Genomic DNA, 16,719 nt, shown 5'->3' with positions numbered 1-16,719 from the left:
AAGATTATCTCATCATGCCAATGTGAGTATTGATGGTACGTAGGGCATGATTGATATTCTCTAAGGCCCGAAGTTCTTTATCGCTATTACTGTTGATAGTTCCTTTTTGGGGTGCAGGAGCTCCAACCGCAAAGGATGTATCAATGATGAATTCATCTTTGTATTTTTTCTTCCACCACAGCTTTCTGACAGAAGTATCTTGGTAAGTAACCGTGATGCGGTGCTTATCATCTGCACCTGCCTCAAACTCTCCTGTCCCGCGCCACATTAACCGAATCTGTGCACCGGGTGCCAAGAAGAACTCTCTACGTAACAGGCCATAGAAAGTTTTAGTGATATGGTCATCTTCTTTTTCCACCCAACGATCAGCTACATCAAAGGAAAGATGTTTTGCCGGTGAAGCTCCACGGTTAGTAATTAACAAATCAATCGACCCAAAATTTTGTATGCCAGGTACTGGCTCAAAGGTGACATAAGGCCTCGCACGTGCACGGGAATCACGCGAGATAGCACGCAGATTCCACAGAGCAAACACCGTACCTAAGATAGCGGTCACCGCAGTGATAGTAGATGACTCAGTTCTAAAGAAAGAACCAAAATTTACTAACCACTCAGGAACCACAAGAGAACTCATCATCAAAAGAAAACTCACCTAGTCTTGTGCTGAATCTGAACCATTAACAAGTTTCGCTAGGCGTCGAACATCAGAAGCCGAAAGCGCCAAACGAGAAGCAATCTCCGAATTATTCACGCCCTCAGACCTAAAACGCCCAATCACAGCAGCCTGATCAATCTCAGAAGCCTTCTCCGCAGCCACACGCTCCACCTTTAACTGCTCAATCTTAGCTAGAAGATCCTCAATCTTCTTATCAATCCCAGCCACACCACTAGACTCTTCTAGCTTGAAAAATCCTCAGCCAAAACCAACAAACGCTGCTCACGGGCCTGGAACTCACGCGCAGCCTCCAAAGCCTTTTTACGCGCATTAACAGCCTTAACCGACTTACGCTCACTCATCATAAATACTCCTTAACGTCAGCAAAATGAGAGATACTACATCTCAGTAACTGACGCTAGTGGGGCTGTAACTCAGAGCCGAGTGGTTATGGAAGGTACCTGCCTTTCGTGCTCGACTCTCGCGTCTTTGCCTGAGATTTTGAATCACATTCCTGCGGACGTGTCTCAGGCGCTTTTAATGTTGCCCGCCGGGGTGTCTGTTTCTGCCGTAATAAAGGTTGCTTCAGAAAGAGAAGACGTCACTTTAGAAAGCGCTATGACAGCTCTTGTTGCTGATGAGCTTGAAGATGATTTGTGGTCTTCTGAAACCCTGCATGCCCGTGGCATGAGTGGCGACTGCGCTGACGAACGTACCCCCGGTGAGTTCACGGTTGCTGAGATGACCTACGCTGACACCCTTGTTCTCACAAGCCACCCGATGGGTTGCCACCAGGATAATCAGCGGACGCTTGAGATGGTGAAACATATTGCCCCGCACTTGGCTGTTGTTGATCTGCAAAACGGTGGGGGTGAGTGCGGCTGTGATTATCTGAGTGAGGTACAAAAACGCGCTGTTCCTGGGTATCTAGAGGTGCCCGCGAATGAGTCGTTGCATGACCGCGATTACACCGGTATTGCCACTGCTGTGGCAGAGGCATCGGCTGTGGTTGACGCGCAACTTTTGGCGCAGGTGCTGCCCCGCATGGTTGAGGGGGCAGTGCGCGTCCGCGGGTACGTGTGGCTTGATTCGCATCTGGATGAACGGGTGGCCGTTGAGGGTATTGGCCCTACGGTATGGTTGCAGACGCACGGGGTATGGGCGGACGCTCCAGCCACGCGTATTGCGGTGACGGGTGAGGGCGTGGACGCGCGTGAGGTGCAGGAGCTTTTGGATTCTTGCCTGGTGACGGGTGAGCGTATTGTTCAGCATTTGCTGGATGAAAGTTATGAGAAGGAGAGGATGAACAGTGAAGGTTAGAAATTCGTTGAGGTCGTTGAAGAAGATTCCGGGTGCGCAGATTGTGCGCCGTCGAGGCAAGACGTTTGTGATTAATAAGAAGAACCCGCGGTTCAAGGCGCGACAAGGATAGACTCAAAAATTCCGAGTTAGCGACTCCATCGAGATCCTGATTTATTGCTGAGATCCTGTTTTAAAACAGGATCTCGGCGGTTATATGATGAGGGCATGGCTGAGACTGTTTTTACTGTGAATGTTCCGCTGCGGTGGGGTGACATGGATGCGTATGGGCACGTGAATAATGTGACGATGATGCGCATTTTAGAGGAGGCGCGTATTGCGGTGTTTGGGTTGCCGCCGTCGGCTGGTGAGCCGGTGGGTGCGTCCCCTTTGATACCGCTTTTTGAGGCTTTGCACCCCGGTACTCAAGCTTTGGTGGTTGAGAATTGGGTGAAGTACCGGGCGCAGTTAGCGTATCGGGGTGAGGACGCGCGGGTTGAGGTGCGCGTAGTGAGGGTGAGCCCGGCGACAATTACGGTATCGTATGAGCTGTTTGACGCGGTGACCGGTGAGCACTGTGTGAGTGGCTCAACTACTCTCGCGTTTTTTCATGCCCCTACCCAGACTTTGGTGCGCTTGAGTAAGGAGCAGCGCAGCATGCTCAGTGAGTATGTGGCTGCTCCGTAACTGAAGCCTGCTCTAGCCGAGGAGCTTCTCCAGCTTGTTGAAGGATTCCTTCCAGGATTCTGCGGTCTGCTCGTGGACTGCCGCCGGTAGTGGCCCTGTGGTGAGTTTGACGCTGGTGCCTGACCCTACGCCGTCCGCGGTGATGGCGGTGCCCTCTTCAAACTCGATGCGCAGGGCAACCAGGGTTTCGCTAGGCTGGCCGGTGGGGGTAGGCAGCGCTTCGCGGTATTCGAGCAGGGAAGGTTCTTTCATCGCCACAAAGCGCATGTACATAGGTGCCTGATACTTAGGATTAACGCTATGCTTCATGATGAACTGCTTGCGTCCGCCTGTCACCGGTTCAAGGGTGAGGGTGCTGGGTACAATTTTCCAGTCTTTGGGGCCGAACCATTTGATGAAGGTAGCGGGGTCTGTGAACGCTGCATAAAGGTCAGCGGCGGACGCGCCCGCGAACTCGTGGCGCAGGGTGAGAGTTTCAGCGGGGTTGAGGTTTTCGAAGCTGATGTCGTTCATGTTTCTCCTTGAGAAAAGTGGTGGGTGAGCTACTGCTGCTCAGGTTCTTCGGCGGCTGAAGTTTCCTCAGCTGCACGAGCTGCCGCGCGGCGGGCTTCTGCCTCAGCTTTTGCTTTCATGTTTGCTTCCCAGCGAGCCTGGGCAGCGGCAATGCGTTCTGCTTCTTTGGCTGCTTTTGCGGCGGCGGCTTCTTCCTGAGCTTTGAGCTGTGCCTGCTTTTTAGCGTAGTAGCGGCCCAAGAACTCATCGCGGTACTCAAAGTAGGTGCCGTTATCAATGGCGATGCGCGCGTCGTCCACCATCTTCACAATGAAACGTTCGTTGTGAATGGATGCCAAGGTCGCTGAAAGACGCTCGTCTGCCTTGAAGAGGTGGTGAATGTAAGCCTTGGTGTAGTGCTTGCAGGTGTAGCAGTCGCAGCCCTCAAAAATGGGGGTGAAGTCTGTTTTGTAGCGGGCGTTGTTGATGTTGAAGCGTCCGTCAGGGGTGTAGACCGCAGCGTTACGTGCCACACGGGTGGGCGAAACACAGTCGAAGGTATCGACACCGTTTTCAATGCCCACAAAAATGTCGTCGGGTTCTGAAATGCCCAGCAGATGGCGTGGCTTGTTCTCGGGCAGTTCTTCGGCGCACCAGCGCACAATCGTTCCCAAGTTTTCTTTCTCAAGGGCACCACCGATGCCGAAACCGTCAAAGGGCATATCGCCCAAGTCCTGGCATGCCTTGCGGCGTAAATCTTCGTACTGGGCACCCTGAATCACACCAAAGAGTGCCTGGTAGGGCTTGCCGACGCGCTCGGTGGTCAGACGCTGGTGCTCAGCAATGCAGCGCAAAGCCCACAGGCGGGTGCGTTCTAGGGCTTCCTTCTGGTAGGCGCGGGAGTTGTAGAGGGTTGTCAGCTCGTCAAAAGCGAACATGACATCCGCACCGATCTGGTGCTGTACCTGCATGGAAACCTCGGGGGTGAAGCGGTGAATATCGCCGTTGATGTGGGATTTAAAATTCACTCCGTCGTCATCAACGTGCGCCATGCGCTCCTTGCCCGCGGCTACATCGTCATCGCCCAGAGGGCGACCGTCAGCACCGGTTGCTTCAGCGACCGTGCCCATGTCGATGACCTTTTTGAACCCAGAACCCAGGCTCATCACCTGAAAACCACCCGAATCGGTGAAGGTCGGGCCGTCCCAGTTCATAAAAGCACCCAGTCCACCGGCGGCATCCAACACACCGGGTCCGGGCTGCAGATAGAGGTGGTAGGCATTGGAGAGCAACGCCTGCGCGCCGAGTTCTTTCATCGCCTCGGGTAGCACCGCTTTAACGGTTGCTTTGGTGCCCACCGGGGTAAAAGCGGGGGTTTTAATGTCACCGTGCGGGGTCTTGATAACGCCGGTGCGCCCACGAAACTGCCCGCCATTAGCTTCTACCCGTGCCGCGTCCGGGGAACAGGTATCAGCGAGGTGGTTAGTGAGTTCAAAAGAAAAACTGGGATCTGAAAATTCGGTATTAGCCACGAGTTTCATTCTACCCGGTGCAGTTTGGGCGTGTTCATATGTCTATGAAGAAACCTTCTCTGCTCCTGCTACCTTTTAGGAGCGCTCAATAAAAGCCTCAACCGACAATACTGAGGCTTATTCAAAAGTAAGAGCACACCCCACACCCACCAACCAGACAACGGCTCCACCACACGGCAAAAATATGAGCGTTAAATTACTACAAATAACCTCAAGCCATACCGGAAAGACCGTTGCCACACCAGCGTCCAACCGGGCTGACTGCCACGTAATTCGCCACGCTATACACAACCCTCACCCACCACCTCACCTGGACAAAACCAGGTGGAAGACCACCAGCCCTCACCAAAGCCCTCAAAGTCACCCTGCTCTACACCGCCACAACCTCACCGAAGAACTACTCGCAGAACTTTTTACCGTCTCACAACCAACTATCTCACGGGCTATCAATACTATCGAGAAAGCCCTAGAGCAGGTCCTCACCGCGCTGATTCAACCTCTAAAAGAGAGTCCGCAAACCCCTGGCTCCTTGGTCATCGACGGAACACTTATTCCTACCTGGAATTGGCGCTCATGAGGTAAGACGAACTTCTCGGGCAAGCATAAACGAGCCGGCTTCAACCACCAAGTCATCTGTACTTTTGACGGTAGACTCTTGACCATCGCTGATCCTCTTCCTGGAGCCAGGCATGATGCTCATGCTTTCAGGGCTCACAGACTTGATGAGTTTCTGGATTCTTCAACTCTGGCTGATAAGGGTTATGTGGGTCTGGGGCTAGCTACTCTAACCAGGTGTAAGCCTGGTCAGAAGTTAAGTAGGGAACAGAAACGGAATAATCGGGTGTTTAATCGGTTGCGGTTGGTAGTAGAGAGGGTTATTGCTTAGATCAAGATGTGGCGGGTTTTGCATAGTGGTTTTAGGCGACCGCTTGGGGTGTATGGGCGTGTGTTTGTGGTGGTGCCGGGGGTTGGTGTTTTATGCCGGTGGTAGGACTTTTGAATAAGCCTCTGTGGATAGCCCCTCAGCGTCGGGCTGTAGATAGAGATGTCAGGTATTGGTGAGAGCGGCGCTTGGGATCGAGTTTCTTCACAGCCTCGGGCGGTACAGCCTTTGCTATTGTCTTGGTGCCCGCCGGAGTGAACATCGGGGTTTTGATCTCCATCGTGCGGGGCTATCTTAATTCGGCAAAGAGGGCGAGGGCTACGCGCTAGCAGTAGTTCTTGAGGTCGTAAACCCCGAGATGGAACAGAGCGAAGCTCAGGCACTTGCTAACGCCGCTCACTAGGTGTGCCCCTACTCCAACGCGACCCGCGGCAACATTCAGGTAGACATTGTCGTCGTCAATGACTAATTCTTAGCGGCGAGAGTGCAATTTAGGGCAGATTTTCGTTGAAAATCTGCCCTAAATTGCACTCTCAACTTTTAAGAAAAGTGTTTGACCATCGAAATGTAGTGAGAATCGGGCACCTCTGCGGCAAATTCAAAGCCCTTGTGCTCGTAGATAGCGCGTGCTGACTCATTGCGAGTATCAACTGCTAGGCAAATACCCGGTGCGCCCTGCTCGCGGGCGAGGTCGATGAGGGCGTCAAAGAGTAAGGACGCGAGTCCCTGCCCCTGGTAGCGTGACTCAACGGCGATAGCGACCTCGGGGATTCCCTCTTTCACAAAACCAGCCCCGTGGTGGGCATCTGTGCCCCAGTTGAGCCAGGCACCACCTGCGGGAATGATGCCGTCCCAGGCAATAAACCCGCCAGATTCAGGCGTCCACTGACCCACATAAAACTTATATTCCTCTTCGAAATGCGATGAGGGCTCAGCACTCTCATCACCAAAAACATCGGTGAGAAAATTGAGGCGTGAGAGGTAAGTGGCATCGGCTTCGGACATGGCACGCAGAGTAAAGTCAGACATGTGAACCACTTTACCAAGTCTGTTAGCCTCAACACGCTAAAGTGAGAGGCAAAACCCAAGACTTAAGGAGTGATGCACCGTGTCGAAAGACAAACCCCTCAAGCCCACCTTCTCGAAGGAACTGAAGCGATCTGGTTGCAAGGCGCAGAAGCGTTTCACCAAAGCATTTGAAAAGTCTCTTGCCAAGCATAAGAGCGTAGAACGCGCCTACGAGAAAGCAGAGAAGAAGCTGGCGAAGAAGTACGAGCTGCGCGGCGGCAAATGGCGACGCATCAAAGAGGACGCGCCCGTCAAGAGTTCAGCACCCAGCACGAAGGGTAAGAGCAAGACTTCTGCAGCTGATACCAAAAAGGTCGAGAAGAAAAAATCAGAAGACAATAAAACAGCTACTCTAAAGAGCAAGTCGAAGAAGACTGAACTCAAAAAGGCATCTGACAAAAAGGCTGAGAAGAAGTCCCCGGTAAAGAAGACAGAGAAAAAGTCTGCTGCGTCCTCGAAGAGTGATAAGAAGGCTGATAACAAGTCAGATAAGAAGAGCGCTACCGCTAAGACTAAGACGAAGAAGCCAAAGAACAAGGCATCTGAAAAGCCTGCCAAGTCTTCGAAGAAAGAATCCACGAAAGACAAGAAGAAGTCTGCTGCGAAGCCGGCTAAGCCCACGCGCAAGACCAAGATTGCGGATTTTGTCTCTGATCCTCTTGAGACTCTCACCGCAGAGACTGAACCAGACGCTGTAGTAGAGACCGCTCTCGAGGCTGGCGAACAGCTTGAGGTTCTTGACGTGGAGAAGCTCGAACCGGCTGAGCTTGAGGGCGCCGATAAATTTGAGTCAGATCCCATTGAAGCCATTGATGCTGAGTCTGAGGTCGTCGAGGGAGACGCAGTTGCACCCGAGGAGCCTCAGCTTGCCACCAAGAACACTCCGGCGGAATCTAGTCTGGCAGATCCCGCCCCGGCTGAACCCGCTACCGCTGAGACCGTGCGTCCTTTGCAAACCATGACCCGTGTTGAGCTGTACAAGATTGCCCAGCAACTCAAGTTGACGGGCCGTTCAGCCATGAATAAGGAGCAATTGCTGATTGCCGTTGCAACTGCTCGCGGTCAGGTATAACCTCCGCCCTTGAAACCCACCGAAATTGTCGGATTTTATGGCGTATGTAGCCCCAAAATGCCATAAATTCCGACAAGTTCGTAGGTGGGAAGGGTAAAAGACCACCCCTTCTTGGTGCTTGTGAGCTGTGATACTAGAATGAGCGTATAGATACCGGTTCACAGCAAAGGGGCAAGGAAATGACGAACTCACAGCAGACGCACGAAGAATCGGGCACTGCCCTTGCCCGCATCACCCTCAGCGGCGCTACTATCACCGCAAATAGCGCAGAAGCCGAGGCACTGGGCAAGTTCATCACCCACATCGCTGAGGCAGCCCGCGCGCTCTCGCATGCTATGTCTGAAGACCGCTACGAGGATTCCCGTGATGCCCACGGACGCGCCACTAAACGCAAGGTCAAGACCCAGCCGATTCTCTTGGAAGGTATCGAAGCCGGCAAGCAACTGAGCCTGGTTTTTCGTGCTCCGCAGCCCCTGCCGCAGCAACAGCTCACAGGCGGTGTTGAGGAGCATCTGCCCCTTGAAGAATTAGCTGAAAACACTATCGAATCTGAGGCACTGCGCACCGTGTTCGCCACCTTTAGCCGCGCATCCGCCAGCGATGCCATCGATACCGAAGAGTTACTTGAACCCCTTGAAACCCCTACCGTGCGCGAAGCAGTACGACGCGCCGTCGCAGTACTGCATCACCAGGGCTGGCAGGTGCGCGGCAGTATCGAGCAGAAGAACCGCGTCCGCGAAGATGTGAAGCTGAACGCTCGCGGTCTGGCGCGCCTAGAAGATGCTCTGAAAGCTGACCTGATCGGTAAATACCGGGCACAGCTACGCGGCACCATCGACGGGCACAAGAACTCCAATAACACCATCTATTTTCGACCCAAAAATGCTGCGCAAAGCTGGTCTACCGTGGCGGCTACAGACGTTATCTTTGCCGAAGCTGCCCGCATCTCGTTGGATGTGCAAAACACCGTAGACATCACCGTTGAGTTTGAGCCTAAGCCCGATAAGCACGGCAATCCAACCGAGCGCGTGGTTAAACGCATTGTCTCCATTGATAAGGTGTACCCGAGCAAGGGAGAGCCCCTTTTTTAGTCTGCCTTAGAAACACGAGGAAAGGGAGCTTGTGAAAAATGCCCCTGCTGCGTCATTGATTAATAAAAAATAAGCTATCTAATCACGGGTTAGATAGCTTATTTTTTAAGTGTTTGCGCTAAGGAATTTTCTATAGCTTCTTACTGCATCCACCAGTAAGTAGGTGGATATTGCAGGAACTATTAAATTTGCTAACAGAGCCATTCCTTGGAAATCTGAAAAAATAATTACTGCAACTGCTGCCACAAAAGAAATAATAAAAAGCAGAAAGGACGACAAAGCTGCTAGTGCCCACCGAGATGCTTCTGTATTGTTAAACATGGTTCTCCAGGGTGAAGTGGTGAGCAATAGCTACAATGACCTTTGCAACAGCTGCGCTCACGCCGAGAGTTGCCACTACACAACCAACTCTCTCTCCCCAACCTTGAGGGCTGATTTGGGGTTTTCCTGGCAAGTTAAGATGAACTTTTTCAAATCATTTTCAAGGTCGGTAAATTTTACATCTGTTGCAGCGCTTGAATGTAAAATTCCATCTCTATATGAGGAAACAGCTATGGTTGAATCTGTATTTTCGTAAACAAGGGTCTCTATTGAGTCTTGAACCTTGAAATCTGAATCATATATAACGGTAAGACCACTCAGCTTACTCGATGACTCACCTGTGATGGGGACGGTCACGCTGTAAAATTTCTTCTCTGTACCGACTTGAAGAACTGTGGTCTCGTCAGTTTTAATACTTTCCTCTTGGGTTTTTGTTTTAATATCTCCGTTACTTAAAGATTGTAGCGTTTTTTGGGTTAAATCTTGCTCTAACGTTTTATCTGTTACTGGCACCAAGACAGCTGAAGAACTGCCAATGAGCTGGGCGTGGGCAGGGCTGCTCAGTAATGGAATTGCTAGGCAAAGGGAGAACAAAAGTTATAATAAAGGTTTGAGAAAAACCTCATGGTAGATAACCTCCTATTTGGGATCTAGAAATGTTCTAGAGCATGGGTTGAACCCAACTTGACTTGAAGAAGGATTACTTCTGTGACCACATCCTAATAATTTTTTAAGGAACTCAAAGTTTTTATTGAAAATTAGGTCTTTCTACATTACTGCAGGGCAACCCAACTGAGTGCGTCATCAAGCGTATTGTGTCTATCGATAAGGTACACCAGAGGCAGGGCGCACGCCTCTTCTAAGGCGCGTCCGTCCCCGGCTTTCTTGCCTTACAGCCCTACCTTGCCGGTCAGGCGTCCGTGGAGTTCTTCTGAGCGGGCATTCAGACCCTTGACGTCTACCTGTTTGCCGAGTTTGGCGTATTTGGCGGTAACGGCGTCCAAGGTTGAGACGGTGGAGGCATCCCATACGTGTGAGCCGCCCATATCAATGATGACCCGATCAGGGTCGGCTGAGTATTCAAAGAGGGTGTAGAGGTCGTTGGACGAGGCAAAGAAGAGCTCACCGTTGACGTGGTAGGTGACGCTCTCCTGGTTGGGGGCAAGAACCCTGTCGAGGGAGACAAAGTGGGCTACTCTGCGGGCAAAGAAAGCCATGGCAGTGAGGATGCCCGCGCCCACGCCGAGCGCGAGGTTGTGGGTGAGCAGGGTGAGTACCACGGTGATTACCATAATCAGGGTTTCACTGCGCGGCATGACCTTGAGCGTTGCCGGGCGAACGGAGTGCCAGTCGAAGGTAGTCAGCGATACGAAAATCATGATTGCTACCAGCGCTGCCATGGGGATCATTGCCACAATATCGCCTAAGGTGAGCGAGAGAACCAGAATGAAGAAGCCCGAGAAGAAGGTTGAGATGCGGGTGCGGGCGCGGGCACCGTTGACGTTAATCATGGTTTGACCGATCATGGCGCAGCCACCCATGCCGCCGAAGAAGCCGGTGGCGAGGTTGGCAACGCCCAGCCCCCATGATTCACGGGTTTTGTTGGAGTGGGTGTCGGTGATGTCGTCCACGAGTTTGGCGGTCATGAGCGATTCTACGAGACCGACGAAGGTGATGCCCAGGGCGTAGGGTGCGATAACGTGCAGGGTCTCACCGTCGAGGGGAACATTGGGGAAGAAGAGGGCGGGCAGCGATTCGGGCAGCTGACCGTAGTCACCGACGGTGGGCACCCGAGCACCAGCGAGTACAGCGAAGACGGTGAGCACCACAATGACAATGAGCGGAGCGGGGATTGCCTGGGAGAGCTTGGGCAGACCGAAAACAAGCAGGACGCCCACTGCCACCATGGGGTAGACCAGCCAGGGAACACCGATAAGCTGCGGCAGCTGGGAGGAGAAAATGAGAATGGCGAGTGCGTTCACAAAACCGACCATGACCTGCCGGGGGATAAAGCGCATAAGTTTGGCGACGCCCACAGCTGCGAAGATGATTTGCAGGACGCCGGCGAGCAGCACGGTTGCTACCAGGTAGTCGGTGCCGTGGCTGGCAACGAGGGGTGCGATGACGAGGGCGGTTGATCCGGCGGCGCCTGAGATCATGGCGGGGCGACCACCGGTCACCGCAATGACGATTGCCAGAATAACGGAGGTGAAGAGCCCTACTTGTGGGTCAACCCCGGCAACGACGGCGAACGCTAACGCTTCTGGAATGAGCGCTAGCGAGGTGACTAGACCCGCCAGTATCTCGATAAAGAGTAGGCGTGGGTTGCGCAGGGTACGGGGTACGGACTGGCGTTCAAGGGGCGAGAGGGCAGAGGACGTCATAAAAACTTTCGGTAGTGTGTACTGCGTGGTGAAGGTTGGTAGGTTAGCTCAGGGTCGCTGCTGCTTCGAAAATCATCCAGGCTTGTAGCTGGGGTGAGAGTTCAACGCGCGCGCCGGGCACGAGGGCGTCTGAGGCGTGTTCAACGGGGTTGGGTGAGAAGAGCGCCACTGATTCCCCTCGTATTTCGGTAACATCCACCCCCGCCAGATTGACCTGGAGGTTGGGGTCGAATTCGCGTCTGCCCATCCACAGCACCCGGGCGGTATCACAGACCAGGGTACGTGCCAGAGTGCGGGTTTGCTCATTGACCAGGGGCGAGCGAGCAGCCTCTGCCAGGTAGCGGGTGAGAATACCGGTAAAGAGCCCACCGTCACCGTCGCCGAAGGTTTTGAGTACCTGCACAGTCTCAGCCCCGGTATCAAAGGGCTGTGTGAATTGCCGCGCCACACCCTCAACAATTGCGCGGGCGTGCTCACGCGCGTCCTGCAACGAACCAATATCACCGGCTTCTACCGGGCGGACGCGCTCACTCACCTGAGCGGCAAGGGCAAGAGTAGCAGCCAATACAGGCCCGGAGTTATAGGAATAGGCAGCTGACTCTAAACGGGTAGACTCCACCGAACCGCCGATCATGCGCAAACCATCACGGTAAATGCCCTCATCAGCGTCCCAAAGACGGGTACGCAACCACCCCAAGAGTTCGGCAGCGTCTTCTAAACGGTGAGCGCGGGCAAAAGCTAGGGCAATAGGCGCAGTCGCCGGAGTGTTTTTAAAATCCCTCGCCTTAGACCAAAAAGCGCCACCGCCCAACTCATCATTGCAAGCCTCCGTCAGCTGAGTATACAGGGTTACCGCCGCGTCCTGCGCCCTCACATCACCGGTGCCGTGCAGGGCAAGATGCAGACGATTCATACGCTCTAGAGCTAGGGTCAGCCACGCCATATCGTCATAATAATCATTGATCACGGTGCCGAAATTGCGGGCAGTAATACCCCGCTGCAACGCCTGCGCCCGCTGAAGCCACTGATGCGCGTCCTCACGCTGATGAGCACGCAAACACCTGAAACCGGCGTCCACCGCGTTATCCAAAAAATGCGCCTGCCACCAGTAATGCCAGTGCTTAAACTTATCACCCCGCGAGCGACGATCAGGGGCTACCACCTTACCCAGCAAGGTACCAGGAACACCCAAGACACGGGTGCCAAAATGGTGCATCACAGAGCGGGCAGCAAGATCAGAGTACTGAGAAAAATCAGTGGTCATGGGCTTCTTTCAAACGTAAAGGGGGGGGTAAAAAATCTCAAGAATGTATTGTACGGGTCGCAAGATTCTCAGGAGCAAGCAAAAGCTGCCTCTTGCTGGTAATGAGTGTATCCTCACCAGTGATGGGGTGGGTAAAACTGACCGTGCGTGCTAGCAACTGAAGGGGCAGCTCAGGTTCATCATCGGCAACGGGCAGCACCTGCGGGTAGAGCACATCCCCAGCAATGGGGGTGCCCAGCGCCCACAGATGCGCTCGCAACTGGTGGGTCTTGCCGGTGATCGGTTCCAAGAGGTAGTGGCTAAGGACGCCAGTGGGCAGGGGGAGCGCTGGGTTCGCCGCAGAGGTTGCAGGCAGGACGCCTGTGGGCAGCTCGTAGGTAGCCAAGCACGCGATACGGGAGTGAGCGTTAGCCACCTGACCCGCGGCGGCAGTCTCTTGGGCGCTGGTCTGACTCACCTGCAACTTGCCGTGCTCTTTTTCAATACGGGTGCGTAGCTCGATGCTTTCTCCGGGCGCTAGTGGCTGACCCGCGGCAACTGCCTCGTAGGTTTTACTAACCAGCCGGTTTTGAAACATCAGCTGAAACGGCGCACGAGCCTCCACCGTCTTCGCGAAAAGCACCACCCCGGCGGTGGGTCTATCTAGCCGGTGAATGGGTATGAGCAGCGGGTTTTCTTCACGCACCCTCAACTGGGTGAGAGCCGTATGCGCTACGAAAGAACCGTTAGGTGTGGTCGGTAGAAAATGCGGTTTATCAACAGCAAGCACCCACTCATCTTCATACAGTACCGGCATATCAAAAGGAACCGCCCGCTCGGTGGGTAGCTCCCGGTAGTACCAGATTTTCTGCCCCACCAGCGGAGCCTCGGGCGCAATGTCAGCCCCGGTGGAATCCCTGACTTCGCGGGCATTAAAACGGGCACGAATAATAGCGGCATCGTGCGGGTAAAAACGGTTAACCAGATAGTCAAAGACGCAGGACGCCCCAAAGGTGTCGGTGGGCCTTGGCGGTTGAGCGGCAGCTGCCTGCTCTGGGCTCTCACCGGCATGAGGCAGCAACAAAGCCACCGGGTCTATCCCGGCGCGCTGGGGTAGGGGCGGGTTTTTATCGTGGCGGGTTATTCGTCGAGCTGACACGCTCACCAGTTTAGCCGCAAGCGCTGAGACTGCGCGCGTCCGCCCACCGTGTGACCACGCTCTGCTCTAGTGACCGCAATAAACGTGGTGACTAGAGCAGAACCCGGTCACTGGTGAATCTAGCGTGGTCACACCGTAAGGGAACAGAGCAGGGCAGGGGGTGGGGAAAAGAACCGGACGCTAGGTGCGCAGGTTGCGTCCTCGATACTTGCTGGTTCTGGAGCAGCAGCGCTCGCCAAAATAAGAAAAATAAGAAAGAATAAGAAGAAATAAAAAAGAATAAGAAAGAACCTTTACATGTCTAATCCTTTTACGCCTTCCTTCGGAGTAACTCCGCCTTTGTTGGTGGGCAGAGACAATATCATCGCTGACTTCGAGGAGGGGTTAGCTGATGGGGTGGGCTCGCCATCGCGCGCTATGCTCATTACCGGTACGAGGGGCTCAGGTAAGACGGTCCTTCTCAACGCCCTAGAAGATGTGGCGCGTCATCACGGTTGGCTGGTTATTTCATTGACCGCCCGTAAAGGTCTGTTGGACGAGCTGACTCAAGATATTCTCCCTTCGGCTCTTGCCCGCTACCGCGCGTCCGCTCAGCGATCTATCAAACAGGTGAGCGCCACTGTTCTAGGGGTAGGGGCGGGAGTTACCCTCAACGACTCGCCACAAGCAGCAAGCGGGTTGCGCACCAGTCTCTTTGAACTAACCGATATTTTTACAGAACAGGGCGCTGGGGTTCTCATTACCGTCGATGAAGCCCACCGAAGCGCGGTCGATGATTTGCGGCCGCTCACCCAAGAAATACAACACGCTTTTAGACGCGGTAAGAATATTGGTTTTTGCGCTGCCGGTCTACCTGAGGCTGTGAGTGACCTTCTCAATGATGAGGTACTGACCTTCCTACGCAGAGCTGAGCGTGTTGAGCTAGGAACTGTCAGCAGCGAAGATATAGAGCAGGCGCTTTCTATTCCAGCCTCAGCTAACGGACGCGATTTTGCGCCCGACGCCTTGGCTACGGCAGTGGAAGGTACCCGCGGGTATCCGTTTCTGATTCAGAGCGTGGGGTTCGAGTGCTGGAGGGCTTCTCGTGGGGCTGAATCGATTGGCAAGCAGCAGGCAGTAGATGGCGTGAAAGCTGCTACTCGACGGGTGGGACACCTGGTACACGAGCCTGCCCTAGCAACGCTCTCTAACGTTGATAAGAGTTTCTTGGCGGCGATGGCTGTTGACTCCGAATCCAGCAGAGTCAGCGACATCATTGAAAGATTGCAGATCAGTAACCAGTACGCTAATACCTACCGCCGCCGTCTCATGGAGTTTGAAATCATTTACTCACCTCGGCACGGCTACCTCGATTTTACGATTCCCTATTTGCGTGAGTATCTGCGCGAACACGCAGCCAGTGAACATTTTCTCTCTTAGCCTGTCAGCACCGCGTCTGCGTGCGTCCGCCCACCGTGTGACCACGCTCTGCTCTAGTGACCGCAATAAACGTGGTGACTAGAGCAGAACCCGGTCACTGGTGAATCTAGCGTGGTCACACCGTAAGAGGGCAAATGTAAGGGGGGCAGGGGAAGAAACGGACGCCCCACCTAAACCTGCTCCCCGTACATCACTTGGCACTGGGGGCAGCGGTAGCTGATACGCGAGGTGGTGTCTTCGGTTTGGACGTAGCGGTCCACCCCGAACCTTTCAGCCCCGGTGCCCAGATTTGAGATTTCTTCACTGATAATGGGCCTACCGCAGCGGTAGCAGGCTCGCCCGCCGCGTCCGTAGCACCACAGGGGCTCACGGTCGGTGCGGGTGACACGTTTGGGGCGCATGCGGTTGGCTACTAACAGCAGGTGAGCAATTTCGATGACGCGCGGCAGATCGGGCACGCTACCCACCGGACTCATAGGGTGAAGCCCCGCTAGAAAGAGGGTTTCGGCGCGAAAGATGGTGCCGATGCCTTGCAGGTTTTTCTGATCCAGCAGCGCTGGGCCAATGGGGCGCTCCGGTTGCGCCAGGAGGTTTTCTAGAGCGAGGGCAGGGTTCCAGTCGGCGCCCAGCAAGTCCGGACCCAAGTACCCCAGCCTGTCGTTTTCTTCTGTAGTGGGAAAGATTTCTAAGAGTCCCAGGGTAAAGCCCACTGCCGAGACGGGCGTGCTGCCCTGCACGAGCTGCCCGCTGGCGTCCTGCCGGGCGTTAGCGTTCACAACGGCGCGTGCCAGATGCGCGGGGCGTTTCCAGCGGGCGGGGTTACCGTTATCATCGACGCCATAAACATGCCAGATGCCGTCCATCTTGAGGTGGGAATGGACGCTATGCTCGCCGATGCGCAGGAGTAGGTGCTTGCCGACCGCTAAAGCACCGTGAATGCGCTGCCCGGAAAAGTCATATTCGGCAACATTCGGGTAGCGAAAACTGGTGCTGTGGGCGATGCGTCCTGCCAGTGCCTTGTGTAGGCTGCGGGCTTGCCGCCAGACGGTATCTCCTTCGGGCATGTGTTCCTTCTTCATAAATTACAGCGTTTAACTTAACCAGCCCTGTATAAACCGCATCAGGTGAAGTCACTTATATAAGTTTGTGTCTTATCCGTAAACGTCTTGTGGACTTTCCTGGGGACACTCTGGTATGTTGAGAGTCCCTTGTTGTTGTATGAATCTTTCCCCAGATTCGATACCAGGAGGTAACCATCATGGTTACATCTATTGTGTACTACATCATTGCGGCTTTTGCGGTAATGACTGTAATTGCCTCGTTTCAGCAAGTGTTGCGAGCGGTGCGTGAGTTCCGTCAAGCAATAACTGAGTCTGAGACCGATGCGCCGGTACTTGGCTAATCCCCAATAGCC

19 protein-coding genes and 2 pseudogenes are annotated in these 16,719 nt (G+C 54.0%); 10 read left to right on the top strand and 11 right to left on the bottom strand.

What is annotated here, in order from left to right; translation table 11 throughout:
* Positions 1–4: 4 nt before the first annotated feature.
* Genes JR346_RS09100 through JR346_RS10520 form a run of 3 tightly spaced genes read right to left on the bottom strand, consistent with a single transcriptional unit; the run spans position 5 to position 1,020 of the window.
* Positions 5–637: a hypothetical protein gene (locus tag JR346_RS09100; RefSeq protein WP_205482305.1), complete on the bottom strand. Its 633-nt coding sequence runs from the start codon at positions 635–637 to the stop codon at positions 5–7.
* Positions 638–652: 15 nt separating this feature from the next.
* Entirely contained in the window at positions 653–883 is a 231-nt protein-coding gene (locus tag JR346_RS09095) for a hypothetical protein (protein ID WP_205482304.1), read from the bottom strand.
* A gap of 14 nt (positions 884–897) precedes the next feature.
* Entirely contained in the window at positions 898–1,020 is a 123-nt protein-coding gene (locus JR346_RS10520; protein WP_255521887.1) for a hypothetical protein, read from the bottom strand.
* Between the two features lie 253 nt (positions 1,021–1,273).
* Here JR346_RS10520 and JR346_RS09090 point away from each other — a divergent pair, with 253 nt between their 5' ends.
* The 3 genes from JR346_RS09090 (at position 1,274) to JR346_RS09080 (ending at position 2,641) form a co-directional block, all read left to right on the top strand.
* Positions 1,274–1,975, top strand: a complete 702-nt coding sequence (locus tag JR346_RS09090) for a GTP-binding protein (RefSeq protein WP_205482303.1) — start codon at positions 1,274–1,276, stop codon at positions 1,973–1,975.
* Entirely contained in the window at positions 1,965–2,087 is a 123-nt protein-coding gene (ykgO, locus tag JR346_RS09085) for a type B 50S ribosomal protein L36 (protein WP_204878175.1), read from the top strand. Before JR346_RS09090 ends, ykgO begins: the two co-directional genes overlap by 11 nt.
* Before the next feature lie 95 nt (positions 2,088–2,182).
* Positions 2,183–2,641, top strand: coding sequence for a thioesterase family protein (locus JR346_RS09080; RefSeq protein ID WP_205482302.1), 459 nt, complete (start codon positions 2,183–2,185; stop codon positions 2,639–2,641).
* Positions 2,642–2,653: 12 nt separating this feature from the next.
* Here the strand turns inward: JR346_RS09080 and JR346_RS09075 are convergent, their stop codons facing one another.
* Both JR346_RS09075 and tgt read right to left on the bottom strand, forming a co-directional pair.
* Positions 2,654–3,154, bottom strand: coding sequence for an SRPBCC domain-containing protein (locus tag JR346_RS09075; protein ID WP_204878177.1), 501 nt, complete (start codon positions 3,152–3,154; stop codon positions 2,654–2,656).
* 29 nt (positions 3,155–3,183) lie between these two features.
* Complete coding sequence (tgt, locus tag JR346_RS09070; protein ID WP_370592579.1) at positions 3,184–4,674, bottom strand: tRNA guanosine(34) transglycosylase Tgt; 1,491 nt, start codon at positions 4,672–4,674, stop codon at positions 3,184–3,186.
* Between the two features lie 175 nt (positions 4,675–4,849).
* Here tgt and JR346_RS10655 point away from each other — a divergent pair, with 175 nt between their 5' ends.
* From JR346_RS10655 to JR346_RS10420, 3 genes and pseudogenes are all read left to right on the top strand, one after another.
* On the top strand, positions 4,850–5,242 hold the full coding sequence (locus JR346_RS10655) for a transposase family protein (RefSeq protein ID WP_205482301.1): 393 nt from the start codon (positions 4,850–4,852) through the stop codon (positions 5,240–5,242).
* Positions 5,243–5,263: 21 nt separating this feature from the next.
* Positions 5,264–5,551, top strand: a pseudogene (locus JR346_RS10650) (transposase family protein); the annotation flags it as partial.
* Between the two features lie 298 nt (positions 5,552–5,849).
* A pseudogene (locus JR346_RS10420) lies at positions 5,850–6,017 on the top strand (organic hydroperoxide resistance protein); the annotation flags it as partial.
* A 71-nt stretch (positions 6,018–6,088) separates the two neighbouring features.
* Here the strand turns inward: JR346_RS10420 and JR346_RS09055 are convergent.
* Positions 6,089–6,577: an N-acetyltransferase gene (locus tag JR346_RS09055; protein WP_204878180.1), complete on the bottom strand. Its 489-nt coding sequence runs from the start codon at positions 6,575–6,577 to the stop codon at positions 6,089–6,091.
* Between the two features lie 79 nt (positions 6,578–6,656).
* Between JR346_RS09055 and JR346_RS09050 the strand changes: the two genes are divergently transcribed.
* Together JR346_RS09050 and JR346_RS09045 are read left to right on the top strand one after the other, a co-directional pair.
* Positions 6,657–7,688 (top strand): Rho termination factor N-terminal domain-containing protein, encoded by a 1,032-nt coding sequence (locus JR346_RS09050; protein ID WP_205482300.1) that lies wholly within the window; start codon positions 6,657–6,659, stop codon positions 7,686–7,688.
* 179 nt (positions 7,689–7,867) lie between these two features.
* Positions 7,868–8,779, top strand: coding sequence for a hypothetical protein (locus JR346_RS09045; RefSeq protein WP_205482299.1), 912 nt, complete (start codon positions 7,868–7,870; stop codon positions 8,777–8,779).
* Positions 8,780–9,175: 396 nt separating this feature from the next.
* Here the strand turns inward: JR346_RS09045 and JR346_RS09040 are convergent, their stop codons facing one another.
* From JR346_RS09040 to JR346_RS09025, 4 genes are all read right to left on the bottom strand, one after another.
* Positions 9,176–9,613, bottom strand: a complete 438-nt coding sequence (locus JR346_RS09040; RefSeq protein WP_205482298.1) for a hypothetical protein — start codon at positions 9,611–9,613, stop codon at positions 9,176–9,178.
* 377 nt (positions 9,614–9,990) lie between these two features.
* A complete protein-coding gene (locus JR346_RS09035) occupies positions 9,991–11,484 on the bottom strand; it encodes a SulP family inorganic anion transporter (RefSeq protein ID WP_205482297.1) in 1,494 nt (497 codons plus the stop codon).
* A 43-nt stretch (positions 11,485–11,527) separates the two neighbouring features.
* Positions 11,528–12,748 (bottom strand): glycoside hydrolase family 76 protein, encoded by a 1,221-nt coding sequence (locus tag JR346_RS09030; RefSeq protein ID WP_205482296.1) that lies wholly within the window; start codon positions 12,746–12,748, stop codon positions 11,528–11,530.
* Between the two features lie 37 nt (positions 12,749–12,785).
* Positions 12,786–13,886 carry a pseudouridine synthase gene (locus JR346_RS09025; RefSeq protein ID WP_205482295.1) on the bottom strand — a complete coding sequence of 367 codons (1,101 nt, stop codon included), beginning with the start codon at positions 13,884–13,886 and terminating at the stop codon, positions 12,786–12,788.
* A gap of 297 nt (positions 13,887–14,183) precedes the next feature.
* On the opposite strand from JR346_RS09025, the gene JR346_RS09020 reads away from it, so the two are divergent.
* The gene (locus JR346_RS09020; RefSeq protein ID WP_204878187.1) at positions 14,184–15,305 is read left to right on the top strand and encodes an ATP-binding protein; all 1,122 of its coding nucleotides are present in this window, start codon (positions 14,184–14,186) and stop codon (positions 15,303–15,305) included.
* Between the two features lie 170 nt (positions 15,306–15,475).
* On the opposite strand, the gene JR346_RS09015 is transcribed toward JR346_RS09020, so the two are convergent.
* Positions 15,476–16,369 carry a DNA-formamidopyrimidine glycosylase family protein gene (locus tag JR346_RS09015; protein ID WP_205482294.1) on the bottom strand — a complete coding sequence of 298 codons (894 nt, stop codon included), beginning with the start codon at positions 16,367–16,369 and terminating at the stop codon, positions 15,476–15,478.
* A 194-nt stretch (positions 16,370–16,563) separates the two neighbouring features.
* On the opposite strand from JR346_RS09015, the gene JR346_RS09010 reads away from it, so the two are divergent.
* Positions 16,564–16,707 (top strand): hypothetical protein, encoded by a 144-nt coding sequence (locus JR346_RS09010; RefSeq protein ID WP_204878189.1) that lies wholly within the window; start codon positions 16,564–16,566, stop codon positions 16,705–16,707.
* Positions 16,708–16,719 lie beyond the last annotated feature (12 nt).

Source organism: Rothia sp. ZJ932 (assembly GCF_016924835.1).
Taxonomy (GTDB): Bacteria; Actinomycetota; Actinomycetes; order Actinomycetales; family Micrococcaceae; genus Rothia.
The sequence above is the reverse complement of the archived record's forward strand: the minus strand, read 5'-3'. Positions and strand labels throughout refer to the sequence as shown.